22 protein-coding genes are annotated in these 24705 nt (G+C 46.9%); 21 read left to right on the top strand and 1 reads right to left on the bottom strand.

Annotation, left to right across the window (positions count from 1 at the left end; all coding sequences use genetic code 11):
* Positions 1 to 16: 16 nt before the first annotated feature.
* The 17 genes from OQJ86_RS09370 (at position 17) to fliJ (ending at position 19981) form a co-directional block, all read left to right on the top strand.
* Positions 17 to 2263, top strand: coding sequence for a hypothetical protein (locus OQJ86_RS09370; protein ID WP_265987559.1), 2247 nt, complete (start codon positions 17 to 19; stop codon positions 2261 to 2263).
* A gap of 173 nt (positions 2264 to 2436) precedes the next feature.
* Positions 2437 to 3570, top strand: coding sequence for a flagellin (locus OQJ86_RS09365; RefSeq protein ID WP_265987557.1), 1134 nt, complete (start codon positions 2437 to 2439; stop codon positions 3568 to 3570).
* Between the two features lie 263 nt (positions 3571 to 3833).
* Positions 3834 to 4967, top strand: coding sequence for a flagellin (locus OQJ86_RS09360; RefSeq protein WP_265987555.1), 1134 nt, complete (start codon positions 3834 to 3836; stop codon positions 4965 to 4967).
* 300 nt (positions 4968 to 5267) lie between these two features.
* Positions 5268 to 6398, top strand: coding sequence for a flagellin (locus tag OQJ86_RS09355; RefSeq protein ID WP_038872117.1), 1131 nt, complete (start codon positions 5268 to 5270; stop codon positions 6396 to 6398).
* 80 nt (positions 6399 to 6478) lie between these two features.
* A complete protein-coding gene (gene flaG, locus OQJ86_RS09350; protein WP_265987553.1) occupies positions 6479 to 6907 on the top strand; it encodes a flagellar protein FlaG in 429 nt (142 codons plus the stop codon).
* Positions 6908 to 6927: 20 nt separating this feature from the next.
* Positions 6928 to 8931, top strand: a complete 2004-nt coding sequence (gene fliD / locus OQJ86_RS09345) for a flagellar filament capping protein FliD (RefSeq protein ID WP_265987551.1) — start codon at positions 6928 to 6930, stop codon at positions 8929 to 8931.
* A gap of 3 nt (positions 8932 to 8934) precedes the next feature.
* Positions 8935 to 9240 carry a hypothetical protein gene (locus OQJ86_RS09340; RefSeq protein WP_063344132.1) on the top strand — a complete coding sequence of 102 codons (306 nt, stop codon included), beginning with the start codon at positions 8935 to 8937 and terminating at the stop codon, positions 9238 to 9240.
* Between the two features lie 12 nt (positions 9241 to 9252).
* Positions 9253 to 9663, top strand: coding sequence for a flagellar export chaperone FliS (gene fliS, locus OQJ86_RS09335; protein WP_104040526.1), 411 nt, complete (start codon positions 9253 to 9255; stop codon positions 9661 to 9663).
* Positions 9664 to 9948: 285 nt separating this feature from the next.
* A complete protein-coding gene (locus tag OQJ86_RS09330; protein ID WP_038872109.1) occupies positions 9949 to 11415 on the top strand; it encodes a sigma-54 dependent transcriptional regulator in 1467 nt (488 codons plus the stop codon).
* 192 nt (positions 11416 to 11607) lie between these two features.
* A complete protein-coding gene (locus OQJ86_RS09325; protein ID WP_038882126.1) occupies positions 11608 to 12645 on the top strand; it encodes a sensor histidine kinase in 1038 nt (345 codons plus the stop codon).
* Positions 12645 to 14054, top strand: a complete 1410-nt coding sequence (locus OQJ86_RS09320; RefSeq protein ID WP_038882128.1) for a sigma-54-dependent transcriptional regulator — start codon at positions 12645 to 12647, stop codon at positions 14052 to 14054. The genes OQJ86_RS09325 and OQJ86_RS09320 overlap by 1 nt, the downstream gene beginning before the upstream one ends.
* A 126-nt stretch (positions 14055 to 14180) precedes the next feature.
* Positions 14181 to 14492: a flagellar hook-basal body complex protein FliE gene (gene fliE / locus OQJ86_RS09315; protein WP_038872101.1), complete on the top strand. Its 312-nt coding sequence runs from the start codon at positions 14181 to 14183 to the stop codon at positions 14490 to 14492.
* Positions 14493 to 14506: 14 nt separating this feature from the next.
* Complete coding sequence (gene fliF / locus OQJ86_RS09310; RefSeq protein ID WP_095760607.1) at positions 14507 to 16249, top strand: flagellar basal-body MS-ring/collar protein FliF; 1743 nt, start codon at positions 14507 to 14509, stop codon at positions 16247 to 16249.
* Positions 16242 to 17294 carry a flagellar motor switch protein FliG gene (gene fliG, locus OQJ86_RS09305; protein WP_038872096.1) on the top strand — a complete coding sequence of 351 codons (1053 nt, stop codon included), beginning with the start codon at positions 16242 to 16244 and terminating at the stop codon, positions 17292 to 17294. Before fliF ends, fliG begins: the two co-directional genes overlap by 8 nt.
* A gap of 113 nt (positions 17295 to 17407) precedes the next feature.
* On the top strand, positions 17408 to 18208 hold the full coding sequence (fliH, locus tag OQJ86_RS09300) for a flagellar assembly protein FliH (RefSeq protein WP_038872093.1): 801 nt from the start codon (positions 17408 to 17410) through the stop codon (positions 18206 to 18208).
* 3 nt (positions 18209 to 18211) lie between these two features.
* Positions 18212 to 19531, top strand: coding sequence for a flagellar protein export ATPase FliI (fliI, locus tag OQJ86_RS09295; RefSeq protein ID WP_038872090.1), 1320 nt, complete (start codon positions 18212 to 18214; stop codon positions 19529 to 19531).
* Between the two features lie 6 nt (positions 19532 to 19537).
* On the top strand, positions 19538 to 19981 hold the full coding sequence (gene fliJ / locus OQJ86_RS09290) for a flagellar export protein FliJ (protein WP_039974184.1): 444 nt from the start codon (positions 19538 to 19540) through the stop codon (positions 19979 to 19981).
* A gap of 36 nt (positions 19982 to 20017) precedes the next feature.
* Here fliJ and OQJ86_RS09285 read toward each other — a convergent pair whose 3' ends face one another.
* Complete coding sequence (locus OQJ86_RS09285) at positions 20018 to 20332, bottom strand: NIPSNAP family protein (protein WP_265987549.1); 315 nt, start codon at positions 20330 to 20332, stop codon at positions 20018 to 20020.
* A gap of 264 nt (positions 20333 to 20596) precedes the next feature.
* On the opposite strand from OQJ86_RS09285, the gene OQJ86_RS09280 reads away from it, so the two are divergent.
* The 4 genes from OQJ86_RS09280 (at position 20597) to fliN (ending at position 24705) form a co-directional block, all read left to right on the top strand.
* Positions 20597 to 22603 (top strand): flagellar hook-length control protein FliK, encoded by a 2007-nt coding sequence (locus OQJ86_RS09280; protein WP_265987565.1) that lies wholly within the window; start codon positions 20597 to 20599, stop codon positions 22601 to 22603.
* A gap of 39 nt (positions 22604 to 22642) precedes the next feature.
* Complete coding sequence (fliL, locus tag OQJ86_RS09275; protein ID WP_038872085.1) at positions 22643 to 23143, top strand: flagellar basal body-associated protein FliL; 501 nt, start codon at positions 22643 to 22645, stop codon at positions 23141 to 23143.
* Positions 23144 to 23150: 7 nt separating this feature from the next.
* On the top strand, positions 23151 to 24197 hold the full coding sequence (gene fliM / locus OQJ86_RS09270) for a flagellar motor switch protein FliM (RefSeq protein ID WP_038872083.1): 1047 nt from the start codon (positions 23151 to 23153) through the stop codon (positions 24195 to 24197).
* A gap of 97 nt (positions 24198 to 24294) precedes the next feature.
* The gene (gene fliN / locus OQJ86_RS09265; RefSeq protein WP_005438697.1) at positions 24295 to 24705 is read left to right on the top strand and encodes a flagellar motor switch protein FliN; all 411 of its coding nucleotides are present in this window, start codon (positions 24295 to 24297) and stop codon (positions 24703 to 24705) included.

The raw sequence follows: 24705 nt of genomic DNA, 5'->3' as shown, positions 1-24705 counted from the left end.
TCCCTACGAGAAAAAAATGAAACTGAAAATACTTGCTTCAGCGATTCTTGTCGCCCTTGTTTTGTCCGGTTGTAATAGCTCGTCTGATGATGATTCTTCGAAAGGCGATAACCTTGTCTCAAATTCTACCTTTGAAAATGACGGTTTAGGATGGAGCTACTGGTTTGCCAATGTGAAGTATGAAGATGCTTATGTTGGTGAGTCGATGGCGAGGATTGCCACCGGAACCAACCATCATGTGAGCCAAACAGTCACCATTCCAGAGACGGGTTTTTATGATTTATCCGCCCACATCAGCAGCCCAAGTGATGACGCCATTCTTGGCTTAAGTAACCTGATCGATGAGGTTCTCGTCAGCCAAACGATTGAAAAAACCAAAGACGAAAATACAGAAGGGGAACTATATAAGCCAAATACTCTGCCTGCTATTCCACTAGAGAAAGGTGAGCAAATTAAAGTCTGGTTTACAGGGTCTGATGTCGGAGGGGTGAGCGTCGACAGTGTGTCTTTAGTAAGAGTGAACAAGAGCCAGCCTGTTAGTTTTAATCAAATCATCCAATTTAAAGCCGCGCAACAGGTCGGTGTGACGGGCATTGATAAAACTCAGCGAACCGTCGAGTTCCAAGTCCCTTATGGCACCGATTTAAGTGCCATAACGGTGAGTACACTTTTGGTTTCTGAACAAAGCCGACCAAATTTGGATGTGGGTGAAGTTGTGGACTTTACTCAACCAGTGCAAGCGGTAGTAACAGATGCAAGTGGTAAAGAAGAAAAATGGACATTAACGGCGATTGAAAAAGAGAAGCAGGTTGTCGTCACTTCGTCCAATCAGAAGCTTCAAGATTCGTTTGAATGGGCAATTGATAAAACACGTCGTTTTGTTATGACTGGGCAGCATGATCTGGTTAACCGTGATGAGAATAATAATGATGGTGATGGTACGGCTGATTACATCCCATCTTATTGGGCTGGCTATTTTGACCGAACGGCTTTCTACTCTCGCGACTTCTTACATCAAGCTAGCGGAGCCAAAATCGCAGGTCTAGATGCCGAAAACTTTTCGATGTTTAAGACCTTCGCTAAGCATTCTACCGAATCGAGAAAATGGTATACCTTGTGGGCGGTTAACTTTGATGGCACGCCACATACCATTGACTACAAAGATGACAGCTGGTTTGTACGTGAAGTACCTGCTCAATTTGAGTTTGTAGAAAAAGCATGGAAGCAATATCAATGGACAGGAGACAAGCGTTACATCGAAGACCCAGATTTATGGCGTTTTTACACCAAGGTGCTAACGGACTATATCGCGCTTCACGACGATCAAGACCCTAACGGTATTGCCGAAGGTTATGGTGGTATTTTTGAAGGCTCCGCAACTTACAATGAGCGTGGCGAATTCCCAATCGAAGCCGGTGATGGCATCGGCTCTCAATACCAAGCTACGGTAGCGTATGCTGCAATGTTTGGGGCTCGAGAAGAGTACAGCGAGGCGGCGCTTTGGCAAGAGAAAGCACAGCAACTTAAAGACTTCTTTAATGAAGAATGGAGTATTGCGGATCCAAATAAACCGTTGGATAACTACGTTAACATCGTTCAGCGTGATGGTTTCCGTATGAATGACTTCGGTAAAGAAAACAGTTGGTTCATGCCAATGAAGCTGATCACTGAACCTGGAGAGCGTAACAACCGCTACTTAGACTTTATTGCAGAAAATCTGGGTGATGGAATTGGAAGTACGACGGAAGCGCCATACAACATTGAGGCTTACACTTATATCCCTGAAACCTACTTCCCTTACAATCGCAATGCGGAAGCATGGAAATGGATGCAGTACATCATGGATATCAAAGACGAGCCCCATGAGCGTCCAACTCAAGGTACCAACGGTGACTATCCTGAAATCTCATTTACCTTTATTTCGAATACCATTGAGGGGTTGATGGGCATCAAGCCTGATGCGGCAAACCATCGAGTCGTAACTGCATCTCACCTCACGGATGATATTGACTGGTTGCAAGTTGAGCAGCTTCCGATGGGAGAGCACGAGCTAACTTTACGTCATGATGGCTTAGAGCGATCGACACTTACCAATACCTCTGAGGAAAACTTAGAGTGGGAAGCTTGGTTCTATGGCGATTACCCGACACTTATCGTTGACGAACAGTCTGTTTCTGCCAAGCACAAATACGTGAACGGACAGAAGGTGAGTTATGTAATTGTCACGCTTACCGCCAACTCAAGTGTTGAAGTTCGAAAGTAGTCTGAGTCACCACTGCGAATAACCACAAAGCCTAGTGCACCATCACTAGGCTTTTTGCTATTCGCTGTCTCGTCGGGAAATGCGCAACCGCATCACTTTTCTTAAAAAAACACTAAACGTTTCTTTAATTTGGTCGATAAGTATCCAAAGCCTTAATTTCAGGACCAATATTTGTGGCGATCACCGTTAATACCAATGTGGCAGCACTTGTCGCACAGCGTCATTTGACCAGTGCAACCGATATGCTGAACCAATCCATGGAGCGTTTGTCTTCAGGGAAGCGTATTAACAGCGCGAAGGATGACGCTGCGGGTCTGCAAATCTCCAACCGCTTACAATCGCAAATGCGTGGTTTAGATGTTGCCGTGCGCAACGCGAACGATGGCATTTCCATCATGCAAACTGCGGAAGGCGCGATGAATGAGGTGACTAACATCATGCAGCGCATGCGTGATTTGTCGCTCCAGTCAGCCAATGGCTCAAATAGCAAAGCGGAACGCACTGCGTTGCAAGAAGAGGTCTCTGCACTTAACGATGAGCTAAACCGCATTGCGGAAACTACTTCTTTTGGTGGGCGTAAACTGCTCAATGGCAGCTTTGGTAAGTCGGCATTTCAAATCGGCGCTGCGTCAGGTGAAGCCGTGCAAGTTGAATTAAAGTCGATGCGCAGTGATGGCATTGATATGGGCGGCTTTAGTTACATTGCAAACGGACGTGCAAGCTCTGATTGGAAAGTAAAAGACGGTGCGAATGATCTTGGTATGTCATTTACGAATCGTTTTGGTGAGACGGAAACCATTCAAATTAATGCCAAAGCTGGCGATGATATCGAAGAGCTTGCGACTTATATCAATGGTCAAACTGACAAAGTCACGGCATCTGTGAATGAAGAAGGTCAGTTACAGCTATTTATGGCTGGAGAAGAAACTTCAGGAGCTTTATCGTTTTCAGGTGATTTAGCCAGTGAACTGGGGTTACAGCTAAAAGGTTACGATGCGGTTGATAACATCGACATTACGTCTGTCGGTGGTGCGCAACAAGCCGTGGCCGTCCTAGATACAGCGATGAAGTACGTTGATAGCCATCGTGCCGAGCTAGGTGCCTATCAAAACCGCTTTAATCATGCGATCAATAATCTGGATAACATCCACGAAAACCTAGCGGCTTCGAACAGCCGTATTCAAGATACCGACTACGCCAAAGAAACCACGCAAATGGTGAAGCAGCAGATCTTACAACAGGTCAGTACTTCTATTCTGGCACAAGCAAAACAAGCGCCAAACCTTGCTTTGACGCTGCTTGGTTAATGGTTCGCACCACACGAATTTAACGCAAAATCAGCCTGTATCGACAATTCGAAAAGAAGCTTTAGCGAAAAATGAAAGTTTTTTTGCTTTTTTATCCGCTTCGTCACGATTACCCCTCCAAACGAATTATTTTCAAAAAAATCTAAAAATTTTTCTAAAGAAAACAGGGCATGCGCCGTTAATAAAAGTAACTTTGAGAGAACTACTTGGTTTTCCGAGACGTCGGAAACCGCTACATCGGAAAATCAATTGGAGAAATCACCATGGCAGTGAATGTAAACACAAACGTATCAGCGATGACCGCTCAGCGTTACCTAAACAACGCAAACTCAGCACAACAAACTTCTATGGAGCGTTTGTCTTCAGGTTTCAAAATCAACAGCGCAAAAGACGACGCTGCGGGTCTTCAAATCTCGAACCGCTTGAACGTACAAAGCCGTGGCCTGGATGTGGCTGTTCGTAACGCGAACGACGGTATCTCTATTGCACAAACTGCTGAAGGTGCAATGAACGAGACAACCAACATCCTGCAACGTATGCGTGACCTATCTCTTCAATCTGCGAACGGCTCTAACTCAAAATCTGAGCGTGTTGCGATTCAAGAAGAAGTAACAGCACTAAACGACGAACTAAACCGTATCGCTGAAACGACATCTTTCGGTGGTAACCGCCTACTTAACGGTACTTACGGCACTCAGTCTTTCCAAATCGGTGCGGACAACGGTGAAGCAGTAATGCTTAACCTAAAAGACATGCGCTCAGACAACCAAATGATGGGCGGCGTGAGCTACCAAGCTGACAACGGCAAAGACAAAAACTGGAACGTTGCTGCTGATAAATCAGACATGAAAATCAGCCTAACAGACAGCTTTGGTCAAGAACAAGAAATCAACATCAGCGCGAAAGCGGGTGACGATATCGAAGAGCTAGCGACGTACATCAACGGTCAAACAGACCTAGTGAAAGCGTCAGTAGACCAAGACGGTAAGCTGCAAGTGTTTGCGGGCAACAACAAAGTGGAAGGCGACGTTGAATTCTCTGGCGGCCTATCTGGTGAGTTAGGTCTAAGCGACGGTAAGAAAGTAACGGTTGATACTATCGACGTAACATCAGTAGGTGGTGCACAAGAGTCTGTAGCTATCATTGATGCGGCATTGAAATACGTAGACAGCCACCGTGCAGAGCTAGGTGCTTTCCAAAACCGTTTCAACCACGCAATCAGCAACTTGGATAACATCAACGAGAACGTGAACGCGTCGAAGAGCCGTATCAAAGATACCGACTTCGCGAAAGAAACGACTCAAATGACCAAGTCACAAATTCTATCTCAAGCGTCAAGCTCAATCCTTGCGCAAGCGAAACAAGCGCCTAACTCAGCGCTAAGCCTACTAGGTTAATTTTCAACCTAAAGGCAAGAACCTCATTGGCTCGTGGTGAGAGATGAGCGAGTAAACCCAGCTTCGGCTGGGTTTTTTTATGTCTGATTTTTTATTTTAATCGAGTGTTATTTATCCCCAATCGTAATATTAGAGATTCATCACACTTCATTAAGTCGAAGAAAATAATCGCAAAAAATTGAAATTTTCTCCTAAAGGATATTTATAGGCCGCCGTTAAAGGGACTGAGAGAAATGAGATGTACCTAAGTGAGGTGAGAGACACGACGGTACATCAACTAAAGCCTTAAGGAGATCAACTATGGCGATTAACGTTAATACTAACGTTTCTGCGATGACCGCACAGCGTTACCTAAATCAGGCGGCTGAAGGTCAACAAAAATCAATGGAGCGTTTGTCTTCGGGTTATAAAATCAATAGCGCGAAAGACGATGCTGCCGGTCTACAGATTTCTAACCGTTTGAACGCACAGAGCCGTGGTCTAGACATGGCTGTGAAAAACGCGAACGACGGTATTTCTATTGCACAGGTTGCTGAAGGTGCAATGAATGAATCTACCAACATCCTACAACGTATGCGTGACCTATCGCTTCAATCTGCGAACGGTTCGAACTCAAAATCAGAACGTGTAGCGATCCAAGAAGAAGTTACAGCGCTTAATGACGAACTAAACCGTATCGCTGAAACAACCTCTTTCGGTGGTAACAAGCTTCTTAACGGTACTTACGGTACTCAATCTTTCCAAATCGGTGCGGACTCTGGTGAAGCGGTCATGCTTTCTATGGGTAACCTACGTTCTGATACTTCTGCAATGGGCGGTAAGAGCTATGCAGCAGAAGACGGTAAAGATGCATCTTGGGCGGTTGGTGACAACACTGAACTTAAGCTGAACTACACCAACAAGCAAGGTGAAGAGAAAGAGCTGACTATCACTGCAAAGCAAGGCGATGATATTGAACAGCTAGCAACTTACATCAACGGTCAAAGCGACGACGTTAAAGCGTCTGTTGGTGAGGACGGTAAGCTGCAAGTATTCGCTGCTACTCAAAAAGTAACAGGTGATGTTGAGTTCTCTGGCAACCTAGCAGGTGAAATTGGCTTCGGTGATGCTAAAGACGTAACGGTTAAAGACATCGACGTAACGTCAGTTGCAGGTTCTCAAGAAGCGGTAGCTATTATCGATGGCGCACTAAAATCAGTAGACAGCCAACGTGCGTCTCTTGGTGCATTCCAAAACCGTTTCAACCACGCAATCAGCAACCTAGACAACATTAACGAGAACGTTAACGCGTCTAACAGCCGTATTAAAGATACTGACTACGCGAAGGAAACAACGGCGATGACTAAGTCGCAGATCCTTCAACAAGCAAGTACTTCAATCTTGGCACAAGCGAAGCAGTCACCATCTGCGGCGCTGAGCTTGTTGGGCTAATTGGGTCGACTCAGCCTAGTGATACCATCACCAAAGCGATAGACCTAATCGTTAGCTCATAAGGTGGAAGGGAGATTGTAATGGAAATATCCTCCTACGCATCGAACATCCAGCCTTACGGCACACCGAGTGGCACAAAAGTTGCTAAAGAAAATGGCATAGGCACGCCTAGCACAGCAAGTTCAACCGGTAATACTTCGCCTGTAAAAGCGAAGGAAACCGAACGTGACCTCTCTGTTCAAGCTGCGATTGAAATGGCGGAATCCCGCCAAGAGCTGAACAAAGAAGAGCGCGAGAAAATGGTTGAGCAAATGAATGAATTTGTGAGCGCCATGAATAAAGGAGTGGCGTTTCGAGTCGATGAAGAATCGGGTCGAGACGTCGTGACGATTTACGAAGCCACAACCGGTGATGTAATTCGTCAGATTCCTGATGAAGAAATGCTAGTGGTATTGCGTCGCCTAGCTGAGCACACAGCTAACCGCGGTTTGTTAGTTGAAAAGGTGTAAGTCGTTTTTGAGGTGATTTGATGAGTTTAGGCCCTTTGGGGATGTCTGGTGGCATGGATATCAATTCCATGGTCAGCAAAATTGTAGATGCCGAGCGTGTGCCAAAGCAGCAACGCATCGACAACGAGCGTACGACAATTGACGCCAGCATCAGTGCCTACGGGCGACTCAGAGAATCGTTGGATACGATGAAAAATCTCATGACGAACTTTCGTCAGGAGAAGGCGTTTGCCGTTCGTTCTGTAGAGACAACGGACGACGCAGTCGTATCTGCGACCGCAACTACTGACGCTATAGCCGGTAAGTATGCTATCGATGTGTTGCAGCTTGCACAGAGCCATAAAGTGGCTTCTGACGTTCTGCCAGAAGACGCTAAGTTTGGTCCTGGTAAGCTGCAGATTTCTCTTGGTGATGACACCTTCGACGTTAATGTCCGTTCTAGCTCTAAGCTAGTTGATGTCGTTCGTGGAATTAACGGCGCTAAGGATAACCCTGGCGTACGTGCTTCCTTAATTAACGACGTAGAAGGGCCGCGTTTGATCCTTGCTTCGAACCTGTCGGGCAAGGACCATCAACTTAAAGTCAGTGTGGACGCCGAAGCCGGCAGCCCTCTGAAACATTTCGAATACAAAACACTGGAAGACCGAGTGAATGCGCTTGAAGAAGCACGTGAAGCGGCTGAAGCAGTGTTAGGGCCTCTAAAAGCGCCTGAAACCGATGCAAACCAACCGGAAGCGTTGGATGCAGACGGCAATCCTATACCTCCTGAAGAACAACAAGCGGCAGAGAATGTGCCAGATGGCGCAACGGATGAATCGATCTCTGCGGCCGGTGCTGCCGCTGCGAAAGCGGGTCAAGAAGCGATAGAAAAAGCCAATCAACGAGCGGGTATGCGTCCGCAAGACAGTATCCCTGGCTGGACTGAAACCGCTTCAGGTACACTCCTCGATTCTTACCGTCCACCGGAATTAGAGTTGGACGAAGATGCGATCGCCAAAGCGCCAGACGTACCGGGCTGGAACAATACCGCCTCAGGTACGTTGACTGATTCTTACGTCACAACCAAAGAAGCCAAGCAGCAATTAGAGCAAGAAAAAGCCGAGATCGAAGAAAAGATTGCGGATGAAAAACAAGCGCTTGACCAAAAAGTGGAACGTGGAGAACTGACAGAAGAACAAGCAAAGACCATCCATCGCGCTAAATTAGAACCCGAAGAGCGTGAACGTCTTGAAAAGATAGATGTAGCAGAAGCTAAAATTGCTGAGGCTCAAAAATCCTTCGAGGCTTACACCGGTATGGCTCAAGTCCAAGCAGGACAAGACTCCATGGTGATGCTGGATGGTGTTGCGCAGTTGTCGAGTCACAACAACGTCATTGAAGATGCGATTGAGGGCGTGAACCTCACTTTGAAAGGCAAATCAGAGCTGGGTAAACCGCCTGCTGAAATTGGTGTTGAATATGACCGTCAAAGCGTGCGCTCAGATATCGAAAGCTTTGTTTCGGCTTACAACGCGTTCTATCAAACATCCAAAGCATTAGCGAATGTCGACCCAACGACAGGTCAACGCGGGCCTTTAGCGGGTGACAGTACTGTTCGTAATGCTGATTCTCGGTTGAAATCGGTCTTTTCGACCAACATTGAAAAAGCACCAGAAGACCTAAAATCGCTGACTGAATTTGGCATTACTACGACTCGTCAAGGTACGCTAGAAATCAACTACGACATGCTTGATCGTCAGCTGAACAACAACTTCAACGAGTTAGAGAAGTTCTTTGGTGGCAATACCGGTTTTGCCAAACGTGTGGAAGATGCGATTCAAGGCATCACGGGTTTCACTGGCAGTATCCGTACTCGTGAAAAAAGCCTGACTGAACAAAATTATCGTCTGAGTGATGATCAAGCGGCACTCGATCGCCGCATGGACAGTTTAGAGAAGCGCACTCATGCAAAATTCGCTGCCATGCAAGACGCTACTGGCAAGATGCAAGGCCAACTTGGAGCGTTAATGAACGCGCTGGGCTAATAGATGCGAAATGAAATTATTGAAATAAGTGATATTGATCAACTAATTACGCAAGAACTGGAAAAAGTCGACGTTAATGCTGAAGAAATTCAACGTTTGGTCGATATCAGGGAACGGTTATTGCAAAACCTGCTACCCATTGTCGAGAGCAATCCGGTGCTAAAGCAGGAAGCAGAATGGCAAAACTTGCTTATTCGTACCAAAAGAATTGTCGAGCTGATGCAGGCAGAGACTTCTAACGTGGGTAAAGAACTTCATAAGTTCCGTTATGGTCAGCGTTCGCTTCAGCAGTACAAAAAATTTATATAAAAGAGGAATACTATGCGCGGTTCTTTGCAAGCATACAAAAAGGTATCAGTCGACAGCCAATTGAGCGCGGCTTCTCCGCACAAAGTCATTCAAATGCTAATGGCGGGTGCAATTGAGCGTCTGATCCAAGGTAAAGCAGCAATGCAAGCAGGCAATATTCCTGCAAAAGGTGAGCGTCTGGGTAAAGCATTGGACATCATCATCGCACTGCGCAGCTGTCTGTCGATGGACGACGGTGGTGATATTGCATCAAACTTAGATTCACTTTACGAGTTCATGATCACTCAGATCTCGGCAGCGAACCACCAAAACGATCCTCAACCGATCGACGACGTTATCGACATTATTCGTGAGATAAAATCAGCTTGGGACCAGATCCCGGCTGAATTCCACAACCTAACAGCTGCTGAAGTAGGCATTTAATAATCAAAACAATACCTTACTTAAATAGTAGGGTATTGCGTCTGATTGCACAGAAAGTTATTCAGTAAAGTTACAATCAAGTTCACACCTCTTTATTGCTTGGTTGCCTTATTTTTTTATTCAAATAAAATAGAAGTCATTAGTGGCCCCTAATGGCTTTTTTTTGTTGCTGATTTTCCTATTTTGTCTATCGTTAATTGAGAGTGGTCCCCCCTTTTTACACTCAATTGCGCAAATCAAGGTCTGGCCGCAACACACCCATAATAAAGGCAATCATTCTTACTTATGCAAGGTTTGGCAAAGCTGCTTGTAATTGATGACGATGCACCAAGTCGTTTAAATATAAGCAATATATTGGAATTTGTTGGAGAAAGTTGCGAAGCGGTCAGTTCTGACCAGCTAGGCGATGTAGACTGGTCTAGCGTGTGGTCAGGTTGTATTGTCGGTAACATCTCGGCGGGTAGTGCTGCGACAACAGTGATGGCTCACCTTAATGAAGCCTACCATATCCCACTTCTCATCTTGGGCTCGTTTCCGCTGCCTGTTGATGACTTGCCAAATTTCGTTGGGGAGTTAGAGCAACCGCTGAACTACCCACAACTTAGCGAAGCACTGCGTCACTGCAAAGATTTCCTTGGTCGCAAAGGCGTTAACGTTGTTGCAAGCGCACGCAAAAATACTCTTTTCCGTAGCCTTGTAGGCCAAAGCCGTGGCATTCAAGAAGTTCGTCATTTGATTGAACAAGTTTCTAATACTGAAGCAAACGTCCTGATCTTGGGTGAATCTGGCACGGGTAAAGAAGTCGTCGCACGCAATATTCATTACCATTCTGCTTACCGTAATGGTCCGTTTGTGCCAATTAACTGTGGCGCAATTCCGCCAGAGCTGTTGGAAAGTGAACTGTTTGGTCATGAGAAAGGTGCTTTCACGGGGGCATTGACCTCGCGTAAAGGCCGATTCGAATTGGCAGAAGGCGGTACGATCTTCCTTGATGAAATTGGCGATATGCCAATGTCGATGCAAGTGAAGTTACTGCGCGTTCTACAAGAGCGTTGTTTTGAACGTGTAGGTGGTAACACCACGATTAAAGTAAACGTTCGTGTTGTAGCAGCAACGCACCGCAACCTAGAGAACATGATCGATGATGGCACATTCCGTGAAGATCTGTTCTACCGCCTCAATGTATTCCCAATCGAGATGCCGGCGCTGAAAGCACGTAAGCAAGATATTCCATTGCTACTGCAAGAACTGATGACGCGTTTGGAAGCCGAAGGTGGGCAACCAATTTGCTTTACGCCTCGTGCAATTAACTCCTTAATGGAACACAACTGGCCGGGTAACGTTCGCGAGCTTGCGAACCTTGTTGAACGCATGATTATTCTGTACCCGAACAGTTTGGTCGACGTAAACCATCTGCCAACCAAGTACCGTTACAGTGATATTCCTGAGTTCCAACCAGAAGGTAACCCATTTACTTCGGTTGAAGAACAAGAGCGTGACGTGTTCCAAGATATCTTTTCTGAGAACTTCAGTTTTGAAGATCAAAGCGATCTAGACCACAACATGAATGCGCCTCAAGCACTGCCGCCAGAAGGCGTGAACTTGAAAGAGCTATTAGCCGATATGGAAGTCAATATGATCAGCCAAGCGTTAGAAGCGCAAGGTGGTGTGGTTGCACGAGCAGCAGATATGCTTGGAATGCGACGCACGACTTTGGTTGAGAAAATGCGTAAATACAACCTACAACGATAGGTAAAGTCTGACGTTCATACGCTTAAACTCTGAACGTTTTGTTATCTTTTCTGACAATAAAACCGCACTTTTCTTAGTGTCAACTTCTTGTCGATAACATAACGCTATGATAAATATAGAAAACAGCTTGGTATGCTAATTGCTTACCAAGCTGTTTTAGTATTTAAATGGCGATATTTCGACAGGCAGTGAATGGACAATAACACCAACCAATCCCATTTAGACTCAGTAGAGAATCAAGTAGAGCGTTACAAACAAGTTTTGGACGTGATGCCTGCTGGTGTGATCTTGCTCGATACACACGGTGTTGTGCGCGAAGCGAACCCAGAGGCACATCGAATTCTAGAGATTCCACTGGTCAACGAGAAATGGTTCAACATCATCCAAGCGGTCTTTGATCCGCGTGAAGATGATGGTCATGAAATCTCACTGCGTAACGGACGTAAAGTTCGCTTGGCGATCTCCGCTTCGGCGACGGGACAGCTGATTCTGATCACCGACTTGACCGAAACACGCTTGCTGCAATCACGCGTGAGTGATTTGCAACGACTGTCCTCCTTAGGTCGCATGGTGGCGTCTTTGGCTCACCAAGTAAGAACGCCGTTATCAAGTGCCATGCTATATGCATCAAATTTAGGTGCGCCAAATCTCCCTCCAGCGACAAGAGAGCGATTTCAAAGCAAATTAATGGATCGACTGCACGATTTGGAGAAGCAGGTTAATGATATGCTGCTTTTTGCCAAGGGTGGTGATAATAAAGTCATTAAGCCATTTAACATTGCTCAGCTTGTTGCGGAATACCAGCCGATGGTGGAAACCGCGCTGAAGAACAATAACATTGACTACTTCTTAGAAGTGGAAGAAGAACAGACTGAGCTGTTAGGCAATGCTAACGCCATTGCATCCGCACTGAGTAACTTGGTGATGAATGCGATTCAGATGTCTGGAAAGGAATCACAAATAGATGTCTTTTTCCGCCCGGTTAACGGTGAACTGCGCATTTCTGTGCAAGACAGCGGGCCGGGAGTACCAAAAGAACTACAAGCCAAGATTATGGAGCCGTTTTTTACCACGCGTTCTCAAGGAACCGGGTTGGGGCTCGCTGTAGTTCAAATGGTTTGCCGTGCCCATGACGGTCGATTGGAACTCATTTCAGAGCAGGGCGATGGAGCCTGCTTTACTATGTGCATTCCGCTAGAGCGAGTGCAAGCAGATACTGGAGAATCATAATGGCGCAAAGCAAAGTGCTGATCGTAGAGGACGATGAAGGTCTTCGTGAAGCCCTAGTAGATACTCTGGCTCTGGCAGGGTACGAATGGTTAGAAGCCGATTGTGCAGAAGATGCGTTAGTAAAACTAAAGTCAAACGCGGTCGACATCGTGGTTTCTGACGTACAAATGGCAGGCATGGGCGGTTTGGCTCTGCTACGCAATATCAAACAGAATTGGCCGAACTTACCCGTTCTTCTTATGACGGCTTACGCAAACATTGAAGACGCAGTATCAGCAATGAAAGAAGGTGCTATTGATTACATGGCGAAGCCATTTGCACCAGAAGTACTGCTGAACATGGTGAGCCGTTACGCACCAATTAAGAGTGACGATAACGGTGACGCGGTCGTGGCGGACGAGAAAAGTCTGCGCCTACTGGCTTTGGCTGACAAAGTCGCGCGCACCGATGCAAACGTGATGATCTTGGGCCCAAGCGGCTCTGGTAAAGAAGTGATGTCCCGTTACATCCACAATGCGTCTAATCGCAAAGATGGCCCTTTTGTCGCAATCAACTGTGCAGCAATCCCAGACAACATGCTTGAAGCGACGTTGTTCGGCTACGAGAAAGGTGCGTTTACCGGTGCGGTTCAAGCGTGTCCGGGTAAGTTTGAGCAAGCACAAGGCGGTACGATTTTGCTGGATGAAATCAGTGAAATGGACTTGAGCTTACAAGCGAAACTGCTACGTGTTTTACAAGAGCGAGAAGTGGAGCGTTTGGGTAGCCGCAAGAGCATCAAGCTCGACGTGCGCGTTCTTGCCACTAGTAACCGTGACCTCAAGCAGTACGTCTCAGAGGGCAACTTCCGTGAAGACTTGTACTACCGCTTGAACGTATTCCCAATTTCATGGCCAGCACTTTGTGAACGTAAGGGGGATATTGCGCCACTTGCAACGCATCTTGCTGAACGTCATTGCAGCAAAATGGGCATGCCAGTACCTAAGTTCTCACCAGTTGCATTAGATAAACTGCTTCAATATCCATGGCCGGGTAACGTTCGTGAGTTGGATAACGTGGTTCAGCGAGCACTCATTTTGAGCGAAAACGGTGACATCGATGCAGAACACATTTTGTTGGAAGGTGTAGATTGGCAAGATGCAAGCAGCCTACAATCTGTTGTGCAAAATGCTGAGGTTTTGGTTCCCGATGTTAAGCCTGTCGCGCAAGTGGATCCGATCAATCGTGTTGCCGCTGGTGGTGAAGGCCTTGGTGGTGAACTACGTGACCAAGAGTACGCGATCATTTTGGAAACCTTGATCGAATGTAACGGCCGCCGCAAAGAGATGGCAGAGAAATTAGGTATTAGTCCACGTACCCTGCGTTACAAACTCGCCAAAATGCGTGACGCTGGTATCGATATTCCTGCTTAGTACTCACATCAATAGCCATAGGACAAAAGTGTGGGTACACTACGGCACTATTGTCTTATGGCACAGTAATTGCTGTGTCAATAATCAGTTTTAGTTAATAGTCAAACTTTTGGCTTAGAGGTGACAATGAAAGTTGATGGTATTCAAGCACAAATGCGCGCCATGATGGTGGAAGCGACCAACACCGCTCCCGTTGCAACTGGTGCGAAAGTAGGGGCGGATTTTGGCGATCTCCTCACTAAAGCCATCAATAACGTTAACTCACTTCAAAAAACATCCGGCGACCTGCAAACGCGTTTCGATCGTGGTGACGCTGATGTTTCCCTTTCTGACGTTATGATTGCTCGTAACAAGTCCAGTGTTGCATTTGATGCCACTGTACAAATCCGCAATAAGCTCGTTGAGTCCTATAAGGATCTCATGAACATGCCAGTGTAATTTAGGTAATAAGTGTGGCAGACAAGTCTACAGATTTAACCGTCACCGATGGCGGCGCAGATGGTGCACTGATCGCTGGCTCAGATTTGGATGTGGATAGCCAAAACCCAGATCTTGAAGAGCGTAGTGCGTCAAAATTCGATATGGCAGTAGGTGACCTCGATTTACTTCGACAGGTTGTGCTTGTGCTGTCTATCTCTATCTGTGTTGCGTTAATCGTGATGCTGTTCTTCTGGGTGAAAGAGCCGGAAATGCGCCCTCTAGGTGCGTATGAAACCGAAGAATTGATCCCAGTGCTGGATTATCTTGATCAGCAAAAAATCAACTACAAGCTTGATGGCAACACCATCTCGGTTGAGTCGAGTGATTACAACTCGATCAAACTCGGCATGGTGCGTTCAGGTGTGAACCAAGCGACTGAGGCGGGTGATGATATTCTGCTGCAAGACATGGGCTTTGGTGTATCACAACGTTTGGAGCAAGAACGTTTGAAGCTCAGCCGCGAGCGCCAACTTGCGCAAGCGATTGAAGAGATGAAGCAAGTGCGTAAAGCACGTGTGCTTCTTGCTTTGCCAAAACACAGTGTGTTCGTACGTCACAACCAAGAAGCGTCTGCTTCGGTATTTTTGACACTCTCTACTGGCACAAGCCTTAAGCAACAAGAAGTTGACTCCATCGTAGACATGGTGGCGAGTGCTGTTCCTGGCATGAAGACGTCACGTATTACGGTGACCGATCAACACGGTCGTCTATTGAGCTCAGGCTCACAAGATCCTGCCTCTGCGGCTCGTCGTAAAGAGCAAGAACTTGAACGCAGTCAAGAACAAGCGCTACGAGAAAAAATTGATTCCGTCCTGCTGCCAATCCTAGGTTTTGGTAACTACACCGCGCAAGTAGACATCCAAATGGATTTCAGTGCGGTAGAGCAGACTCGCAAACGTTTCGACCCAAATACACCAGCGACACGAAGCGAATACGCACTCGAAGATTATAACAACGGTAACATGGTGGCAGGCATTCCTGGCGCTTTGAGCAATCAACCGCCCGCGGACGCGTCTATCCCACAAGACGTCGCGCAGATGAAAGATGGCTCAATTACCGGCCAAGGCTCGGTGCGTAAAGAATCAACGCGCAACTTTGAACTCGATACCACCATCAGTCACGAACGTAAACAGACTGGTACATTGGCACGCCAAACCGTTTCTGTAGCTATCAAAGACCGTCGCAGCGTGAATCCAGACACGGGTGAAGTCACTTACACTCCAATGTCAGAATCTGAAATTAATGCGATTCGTCAAGTGCTGATCGGTACGGTTGGTTTTGACCAAAATCGTGGTGACTTACTCAATGTCTTGAGTGTGAAGTTTGCCGAGCCAGAACTTGAGCAGATGGTCGATCCACCGATTTGGGAACATCCGAACTTCAATGATTGGGTTCGTTGGTTCGCAAGTGCATTGGTGATCATCGTTGTGGTCTTGGTGTTGGTTCGCCCAGCATTGAAGAAACTGCTCAACCCAGCGAGCGACGACGAAGACGAAATGTACGGACCAGATGGCTTGCCAATTGGTGCGGATGGCGAAACCAGCCTGATTGGTAGCGACATCGAAAGCGGTGAACTGTTTGAGTTTGGTTCAAGCATTGATTTGCCTAACCTTCACAAAGATGAAGATGTATTGAAAGCGGTTCGCGCTCTGGTTGCAAACGAGCCTGAACTTGCCGCTCAAGTTGTGAAAAATTGGATGAATGACAATGGCTAACGATATCGTTCCTCAAGATGAAAATGGCGGATTGCCGGTAGAATTTGATGCGTCCACCATTACTGGTGAAGAAAAAGCAGCCATCTTATTGCTCAGCCTGAATGAGAGTGACGCCGCTGGCATTATTCGTCACCTAGAACCCAAGCAGGTTCAGCGTGTGGGCAGTGCAATGGCAAAGGCAAAGGACCTTAGCCAAGACAAAGTCTCAGCGGTTCATCGAGCGTTTTTGGAAGACATCCAGAAATACACCAACATTGGTATGGGCAGCGAAGACTTTATGCGTAATGCTCTGGTTGCTGCACTGGGTGAAGACAAAGCGAATAACTTGGTTGATCAAATCCTATTGGGTACCGGCTCGAAAGGTCTGGATTCATTAAAATGGATGGACCCTCGCCAAGTGGCAAGCATTATTGTCAACGAACACCCGCAGATCCAAACGATAGTTTTGTCTTACTTGGAAGCAGACCAGTCCGCAGAAATCTTATCTCAGTTCCCAGAGCGTGTGCGCTTGGACCTGATGATGCGTATTGCCAACCTAGAAGAAGTTCAACCGTCTGCACTGGCAGAGCTGAACGAAATCATGGAGAAACAGTTCGCAGGCCAAGCGGGTGCACAAGCCGCGAAGATTGGCGGCCTGAAGGCAGCGGCAGAAATCATGAACTACCTAGACAACAACGTCGAAGGTATCTTGATGGAACAAATTCGCGACCAAGACGAAGACATGGCGACACAAATCCAAGACCTTATGTTCGTATTCGAGAACTTGGTGGAAGTGGACGACCAAGGTATTCAGAAATTGCTGCGTGACGTTCCACAGGACGTTCTGCAACGTGCACTTAAAGGTGCCGACGACTCTCTACGTGAGAAAGTCTTCAAGAACATGTCTAAGCGTGCAGCTGAGATGATGCGCGACGATATCGAAGCAATGCCTCCGGTTCGCGTAGCAGACGTAGAAGCGGCGCAGAAAGAAATCTTGGCGATTGCTCGTCGTATGGCTGACGCTGGCGAAATCATGCTGTCTGGCGGCGCAGACGAGTTCTTATAATCCTTTCTTATTCCTCCTGCTTAAGTGGGAGGAATGCACTTCCTTAGTCGCGCATTTTTCAAAGCACTTTATTTTTAATATCAATTTCAACATAGACAGATTGTAGGTTAAGCATGGCTGGCGATAGAAAACGTGGATTTATCCGTCCTGATGAAGACGATGCGATGATCGAACCGCAGCGCTGGGGGTTGCCTGATTATGGTGAGCCGAAAGCAAAGCAAGCCAAGCAAACTGCGTTCAACTACGATCCAGGTTGGGTGCCAAACTTTGACGAACCAGAAGAAGAGCAAGCGCTTGAGCTGACAGAAGAACAGATTGAATTGATCAAGCAGGGCGCTTATCAAGAAGGTCTGTATCAAGGTCAAGAAGCAGGCTTTAAACAAGGCTACGACAAAGGCAAAGAAGAAGGCATTCAAGCAGGACATGCAGAAGGTCTGGAGCTCGGCAAAGTTGAAGGCGTGACGGCAGGACAAGAGTACATTCAGCAGCAAGTCGAAACCTTCATGAACTTGGCAAACCAGTTCGCTCAGCCTTTGGAGCTCATGAACGCTCAGGTTGAAAAGCAGCTGATAGACATGGTGTTGTGCCTAGTCAAAGAAGTCGTACACGTGGAAGTGCAAACCAATCCTCAAATTATTCTCGATACGGTGAAGCAGTCTGTCGAAGCGTTGCCTATTTCTGGTCATCCAATCACCTTGCATTTGAACCCCGATGACGTCGCGATCATCCGTTCTGCATATGGTGAAGAAGAGCTCGATTGCCGTAACTGGACGTTGGTCTCTGAACCGGCGCTAAACCGTGGCGATGTACAAATTGCAGCGGGTGAATCGAGCATTAACTACCGCATGGAAGAACGCGTAAAAAGCGTGTTGAACAGCTTTTGTGGTGCAAATCGCCATCAAGGGAGCGAGTAATCCATGCAAGCCTTGGCCGACCGCTTAAAAAACTACAAAGTTGAAGGTTTAACCACACGCCCTGTTGCTTCCGGCAAGCTTGTGCGTGTTGTTGGCTTAACTTTGGAAGCGACGGGTTGCCGTGCGCCAATTGGCAGTTTGTGTTTGGTCGAAACCATGTCCGGTCATATGGAAGCGGAAGTAGTGGGCTTTTCTGGAGACAATCTTTTCTTAATGCCGAGTGAGCAAATCACAGGCATCTTACCAGGGGCGAAAGTGACACCTTTGACCAGCGAGGCCGGTCTGCCTGTTGGTATGGAACTACTAGGTCGCGTGATCGACGGTGTGGGTAACCCACTGGACGGTCTTGGTCCGCTTTACACCGAACAACGGGCTTCGTTCAATGCCGAACCTATTAACCCATTGGCACGTAAACCGATATCCGAACCACTCGACGTCGGCCTGAAAGCTATCAACGGTTTATTGACGGTAGGTAAAGGCCAGCGTATTGGTCTGTTTGCCGGTTCTGGTGTGGGTAAGTCCGTTACTCTAGGTATGATGACACGAGGCACGACGGCGCAAGTTGTTGTCGTTGGTCTGATTGGTGAGCGTGGACGTGAAGTAAAAGAATTCATTGAAGAGATTCTGGGTGAAGACGGACGCCGTCGCTCTGTTGTGGTGGCTGCTCCTGCCGATGCTTCACCTTTAATGCGTTTGAAAGGCTGTCAAACTGCCCTGACGATTGCCGAATACTTCCGTGACCAAGGGTTAGATGTTCTTCTATTGATGGATTCACTGACTCGTTTTGCTCAAGCACAGCGCGAAATTGCACTGTCAGTCGGTGAGCCTCCTGCAACCAAAGGTTATCCGCCTTCGGTGTTTGCGAAACTACCGGCGTTGGTAGAACGTGCGGGTAATGGCAGTGATGACCAAGGTTCGATTACCGCTTTCTTTACTGTTTTAACCGAGGGTGATGATCTACAAGATCCGATTGCCGATGCGTCACGTGCGATCCTCGATGGCCACATCGTGTTATCCCGAGAAATGGCCGATGCGGGCCACTACCCAGCGATTGACGTTGAGAAATCGGTGAGCCGCGTTATGCCGCAAATCACCACCGAAGAACACGTATTGATGTCGAAAGCTGTGCGCCAAGTGCTCTCCATTTGCCGTAAAAACCAAGACTTGGTGTCGATTGGTGCGTACAAGCCGGGTACTGATCCAGCGATCGATGGTGCGTTTACCCTCAAGCCAAGATTGGACGAATACCTACAACAACGTATGAAAGAATCCGTACCATACGATATGTGTGTCAATATGCTGAAAAGCATTTTAGGTGGGTAATAGCGCATGAATAACGCGATGGAATTCCTACTTGATCAAGCGAAAGAGCGTGAAGACCAAGCGGTGTTGGCACTGAACAAAGCACGCTCAGAGCTTGAAGATTACTACCGCCAAGTCGAACAGATTGAAAAGTACCGTTTAGATTACTGCCAACAATTAGTCGATCGCGGTATGGCAGGTCTGACGGCCAGTCAATATGGTCACTTAAACCGATTCTTAACCCAACTTGATGAGACTCTATCCAAGCAAAAGCAAGCGGAAAACCACTTCAAAGAGCAAGTCGTCAACTGCCAAGACTATTGGTTAAACATGCGTAAAGAGCGAATGTCTTATGAGTGGATGATTGATAAGCGTGAGAAAGAAAAGCAAATTGCGGAAGCTAAGCGAGAGCAAAAGCAAATGGATGAGTTCTCTACTTTACTGTATAGCCGAAAACCGCAACGTTTTTAAGCGTCTCCTGTCGCTATGTAGTATTGTTTTTGTTGGCTACATGTCGACGGATTCAAGCAAAGTGACTTTAACCGAGTCTTGCTCGATCAACTCAAACACTTTTGGACGAATGTTGCTAATCCACCAATCATTGTAAGTGTCCGCATAAAGTCTCTGACGATCGGCTTCGCTATCAAATTCTCGTAACCACACAAAATAATCGTGCCCATCTTCGCCAGTGTGAACGTAAGTGTTCAATACGCGCATGCCTTTTGAACGTTGGTAGGGTAACAACTCGTTTTTCATCCACGCTAACCATTGTTCTGTTTTGCCTGTTTTGATTTTGTATTGGCGTAATTCTGTTACTTTCACAGTCGGTCCTCGTCGGTTGAGCAAGGTTACTGTTTACGCCTTGAAAGCGTTTGAGTCAAATTCATCGCACTAAGCCGTTTCTTCTAAGGTTGATCTTGATTCCATCATTCAATCTGGCCTGATGAGCGTCAGAAAACTCACGTTATGCGTTGGCGTGATTTTTGCAATTCTATTTGCCAAACGGGTTCTCCAATCACCTAATTTTGCCATGCAAGGCAATCCGGCAGCTGAATGATTCACGCTGACGATAACGAGAGTGTCTATATGAATGTGAATTTGTCGAATGTTTCTGCAACCAGTAAGTCATCGGTTTCCGATGCGTCTTCAAAAATTGATGCAGAAAACCCTGAAAGCAAAGGTTTTTTTGAAACCTTAGCTGGGGTATTTACGGATTCACAAAAAGCAGAAAAAGCCGTCGCGAAGTCTGACACGCCAGAAGCATCAACAGAAATTGAAAGCGAAAGCCTGAAAGTGGCCTCGACAGGCTCCGAAGGTGAGAGCCAAGAAAAAGTCACAACAGAAGGTGAGAAGACCACGTCAACCGAATCGACCGATGCGTTGCTGATTCAAGGCGAGACAAAGGCAACAAGCGATCAAGGTAGTAAAGCGACGCCTGCAGACTCTGATGTTGACACTGTTGGGGTAAATTCATCGGTTTCACAGAGCGGCAGTGAAGTCCCTGTTAATACAAAATTTGATTCTGGCCACGCAGGGCATACGTCCGTGGTGGCGAGTGAGACTCAAAAGAACATATCCGATACTCAAGTACAAAGTGATAACGTAAAGAGTGCGATGGGAGAAGGTCAACAGTTGCTTGGTCGAATTGAGCAAGCAAACCAAGCGCTAAAAACTAATGAGTCTTTAGTTGATAGCGGCAAAGCATTGCCACCAGAGGCAGCATTTGCAGCAAAGTCAATGATGACAGTGGATGGTAAGCCGTTATCACCAGAGCAAAAGATCGAACTAGCAGCGTCAAGTACGTTACCGCAAGGTGAGATTACCGTGTCGAAACGAGGTGAAACGGTGACTTTGGATGCCGACGGTAAACCAATTGGCCCACACCCTAAGACAGAAGCACAAATTGATTGGAATTCGCCGAACACTCAAGCCATGCATGCAGAAGCAACCGTAAACGCGACGACGCAAGCCGCGGTTAACGGCCAAGTTGTCACACAAGGTGAGCAGCCGATTATTGGATCTGAGGCGTTTCAAAAGACCTTGTCAGCCGACACTGAAACGGTTGACGTAAAACGTATCTCTATCGATGAACTACACGTCATCGATACAAAGTTAGCGCAAGGAAAGCCGCTTTCTAAGCAAGAGAACGATATCATTGAAGGGCTAAAAACGGGCGAACTTATTGCGGATATTCCAGAGCAAGAGTTGGCTCAGTTTGTTGCCTTACCGAGTGATGTAAAAGTCGCAATGGCAGAACATCAAGCAGCTCAACACAATTCTAGAACGGTTGCTTCAACGGTGACCGCTCAGCAAGCGCATCAACTTGCCGCACAGGAACTAAAGCATACGACCGCACAAGTGAACGCTCAAACTGCAGCTACGCTAAATGTCGATAAAGCTGCAATGTCTGTGATGCCAGAGGCACTAGCGGCTTCAACGATTAATCCTGTGAATCAAGCAGCATCGAGTGCTGAATTGAGTAAGAAGGTCATGAATGCTGGCCTTGCTGCTGGCGCATTAAAAGGTGCTGCGAATAAGCAAGATAAACCGGAACCACAACCTAGTTTAGCGGGACAAATTCAAGCGGCAACAGGTCAACAAGGTATGACAGGTCAGCAACAAACAAGAGTGGATGCCGCTCAGCAAGCTCAGTTGCCGTTGCAACTAACCAAAGAGCTGGCGAATGATCAAGTCGCTGAGAAAGTGCAAATGATGATGTCGAAGAACTTAAAGAACCTCGATATCCGTCTTGACCCACCAGAACTTGGTCGTATGCAGATCCGCATGACAATGAACAACGATCTTGCCAACGTTCATTTTACGGTAGCAAACCCACAAGCACGCGACTTGATTGAACAAACACTGCCTCGTCTAAGAGAAATGTTGGCGCAGCAAGGCATGCAACTGGCGGATTCTTCAGTGCAACAACAAAGCAGTGGTCAGCAGCAAGGTGGCTATGCGAATGCGGATCAAAATGGTCAAAGCGGACAAGGTCGTGGATTTTCTGGCCAGTCAGATGAAAACTTTGATGCCGACGTGAATCTTGATTTGAATGTGGCCTCAAAGCGTGATGGAATTAGTTTTTACGCATAAAATAACGGCCTAGAAAAAGCAGAACAATAAGAGACAGTAATGGCAGAAGAACAGCTACAAGGTGTTGATGCACCGAAAGGAAAAGGCAAACTACTGGTCATCATCATTGCGGTAGTGGTGTTGCTTATCGGTGGTGGTGCAGCAGCCTTCTTTTTAATGGGTTCTGACGAGCCTGCGCAAGCCGCTCAAACTCAGCAAGCGCAAGCCACGACCGCTGCAGAGCCCATTGCTTACGTTAACATTGCACAACCGTTTATTTTTAACGTGACGGGTGACCGTCGCGACAGACTGGTACAAATCAAAGCACAGCTGATGGTGCGCGGTAGTGAAAATGAGCAATTAGCTCGTTACCATTCCCCACTAATTGAAAGCTCTTTGTTGTCGACTTTCGCATCGGCAACCGTAGAGCAGCTTCGTTCACCTACGGGTCGTGTGGAACTGCGAGATCGCGCTTCAGACGACATCAAAGCGGCATTGAACGCGGCAGTTGGTAAGCCAGTGATTGAGAAAGTACTGTTTACAGATTTTGTAATTCAATAGGTAAAACGTGACCGATCTATTAAGCCAAGACGAGATTGATGCGCTCCTGCATGGGGTTGACGATGTTGATGACGTCGATGAACCCATAGATGCCGGCGACGAAAGTGCCGTCAGTTTCGATTTCTCGTCTCAAGACAGGATTGTCCGTGGTCGGATGCCGACGCTCGAACTTATCAATGAGCGCTTTGCACGACACATGCGAATCAGCCTGTTTAACATGTTGCGTAAAACCGCTGAGGTGTCGATTAACGGCGTACAGATGATGAAATTTGGTGAATACCAAAATACGCTGTACGTTCCGACCAGTTTGAATATGGTGCGTTTTCGTCCACTCAAAGGCACAGCCTTGATCACCATGGAAGCACGTTTGGTGTTTATCTTGGTTGAAAACTTCTTCGGTGGTGATGGTCGTTTCCACGCCAAAATCGAAGGCCGAGAATTCACGCCAACCGAACGTCGCATCATTCAGCTTCTGCTGAAAATTGTTTTCGAAGATTACAAAGAAGCGTGGTCGCCAGTGATGGGGGTGGAATTTGAATACCTCGATTCCGAAGTGAACCCAAGTATGGCAAACATCGTGAGTCCGACCGAAGTGATTGTCGTGAGTTCATTCCACATCGAAGTTGATGGCGGTGGCGGTGACTTCCACGTAGTGATGCCTTACTCCATGGTTGAACCAATCCGCGAACTGCTTGATGCAGGTGTGCAATCCGACAAGATGGAAACTGACGTTCGTTGGAGCTCTGCTTTGCGCGAAGAAATTATGGATTGCCCAGTTAACTTCCGTGTGAACTTGTTAGAGAAAGACATCTCTCTTCGCGATTTGATGGAACTGCAGCCGGGTGATGTTATCCCGATTGAAATGCCAGAACACGCGACTATGTTCATCGAAGATTTGCCGACTTACCGTGTGAAAATGGGACGTTCTGACGACAAGCTTGCCGTGCAAGTTTCTGAAGAAATCGAGCGTCCACACGTAGTCAAAACTGATTTAGCCTTCTTGGGTAAAGACATCATGTCTGAACTTGAGAATGACGACGATACAAACGATTAAAAATCCTTGCTAAAACAAGCCGCCAAAATGTCTCTCTCAATGTCATTGATGGCGAGACTCAAAAAGGCGTAAGCAAGGCTTAACACAGGACAGAAAAATGGAACCAAGTGACGATCAAAAGCTAGCAGACGAATGGGCAGCCGCTCTTGGTGAAGACCCGTCAGCACCTTCAATCGATGTTGATGAGATACTGGCAGCGCCACTGGAAGAGTTAAAAGATACTTCTGCTCCAATTACGGAAGATGAGCGTCGTAAACTCGACACCATCATGGATATCCCAGTGACCATCTCGATGGAAGTGGGTCGCTCGCAAATCAGTATCCGTAACCTGCTGCAATTGAACCAAGGTTCGGTTGTGGAACTTGACCGTCTAGCTGGTGAGTCATTAGATGTATTGGTTAACGGTACTTTGATTGCTCATGGTGAAGTCGTTGTCGTCAATGACAAGTTTGGTATTCGTCTGACCGACGTGATCAGCCAAACTGAACGCATTAAAAAGCTGCGCTAA

It is taken from the genome of Vibrio sp. Sgm 5, from assembly GCF_026241575.1.
Classification (GTDB): domain Bacteria; phylum Pseudomonadota; class Gammaproteobacteria; order Enterobacterales; family Vibrionaceae; genus Vibrio; species Vibrio jasicida.
The sequence above is the reverse complement of the archived record's forward strand: the minus strand, read 5'-3'. Positions and strand labels throughout refer to the sequence as shown.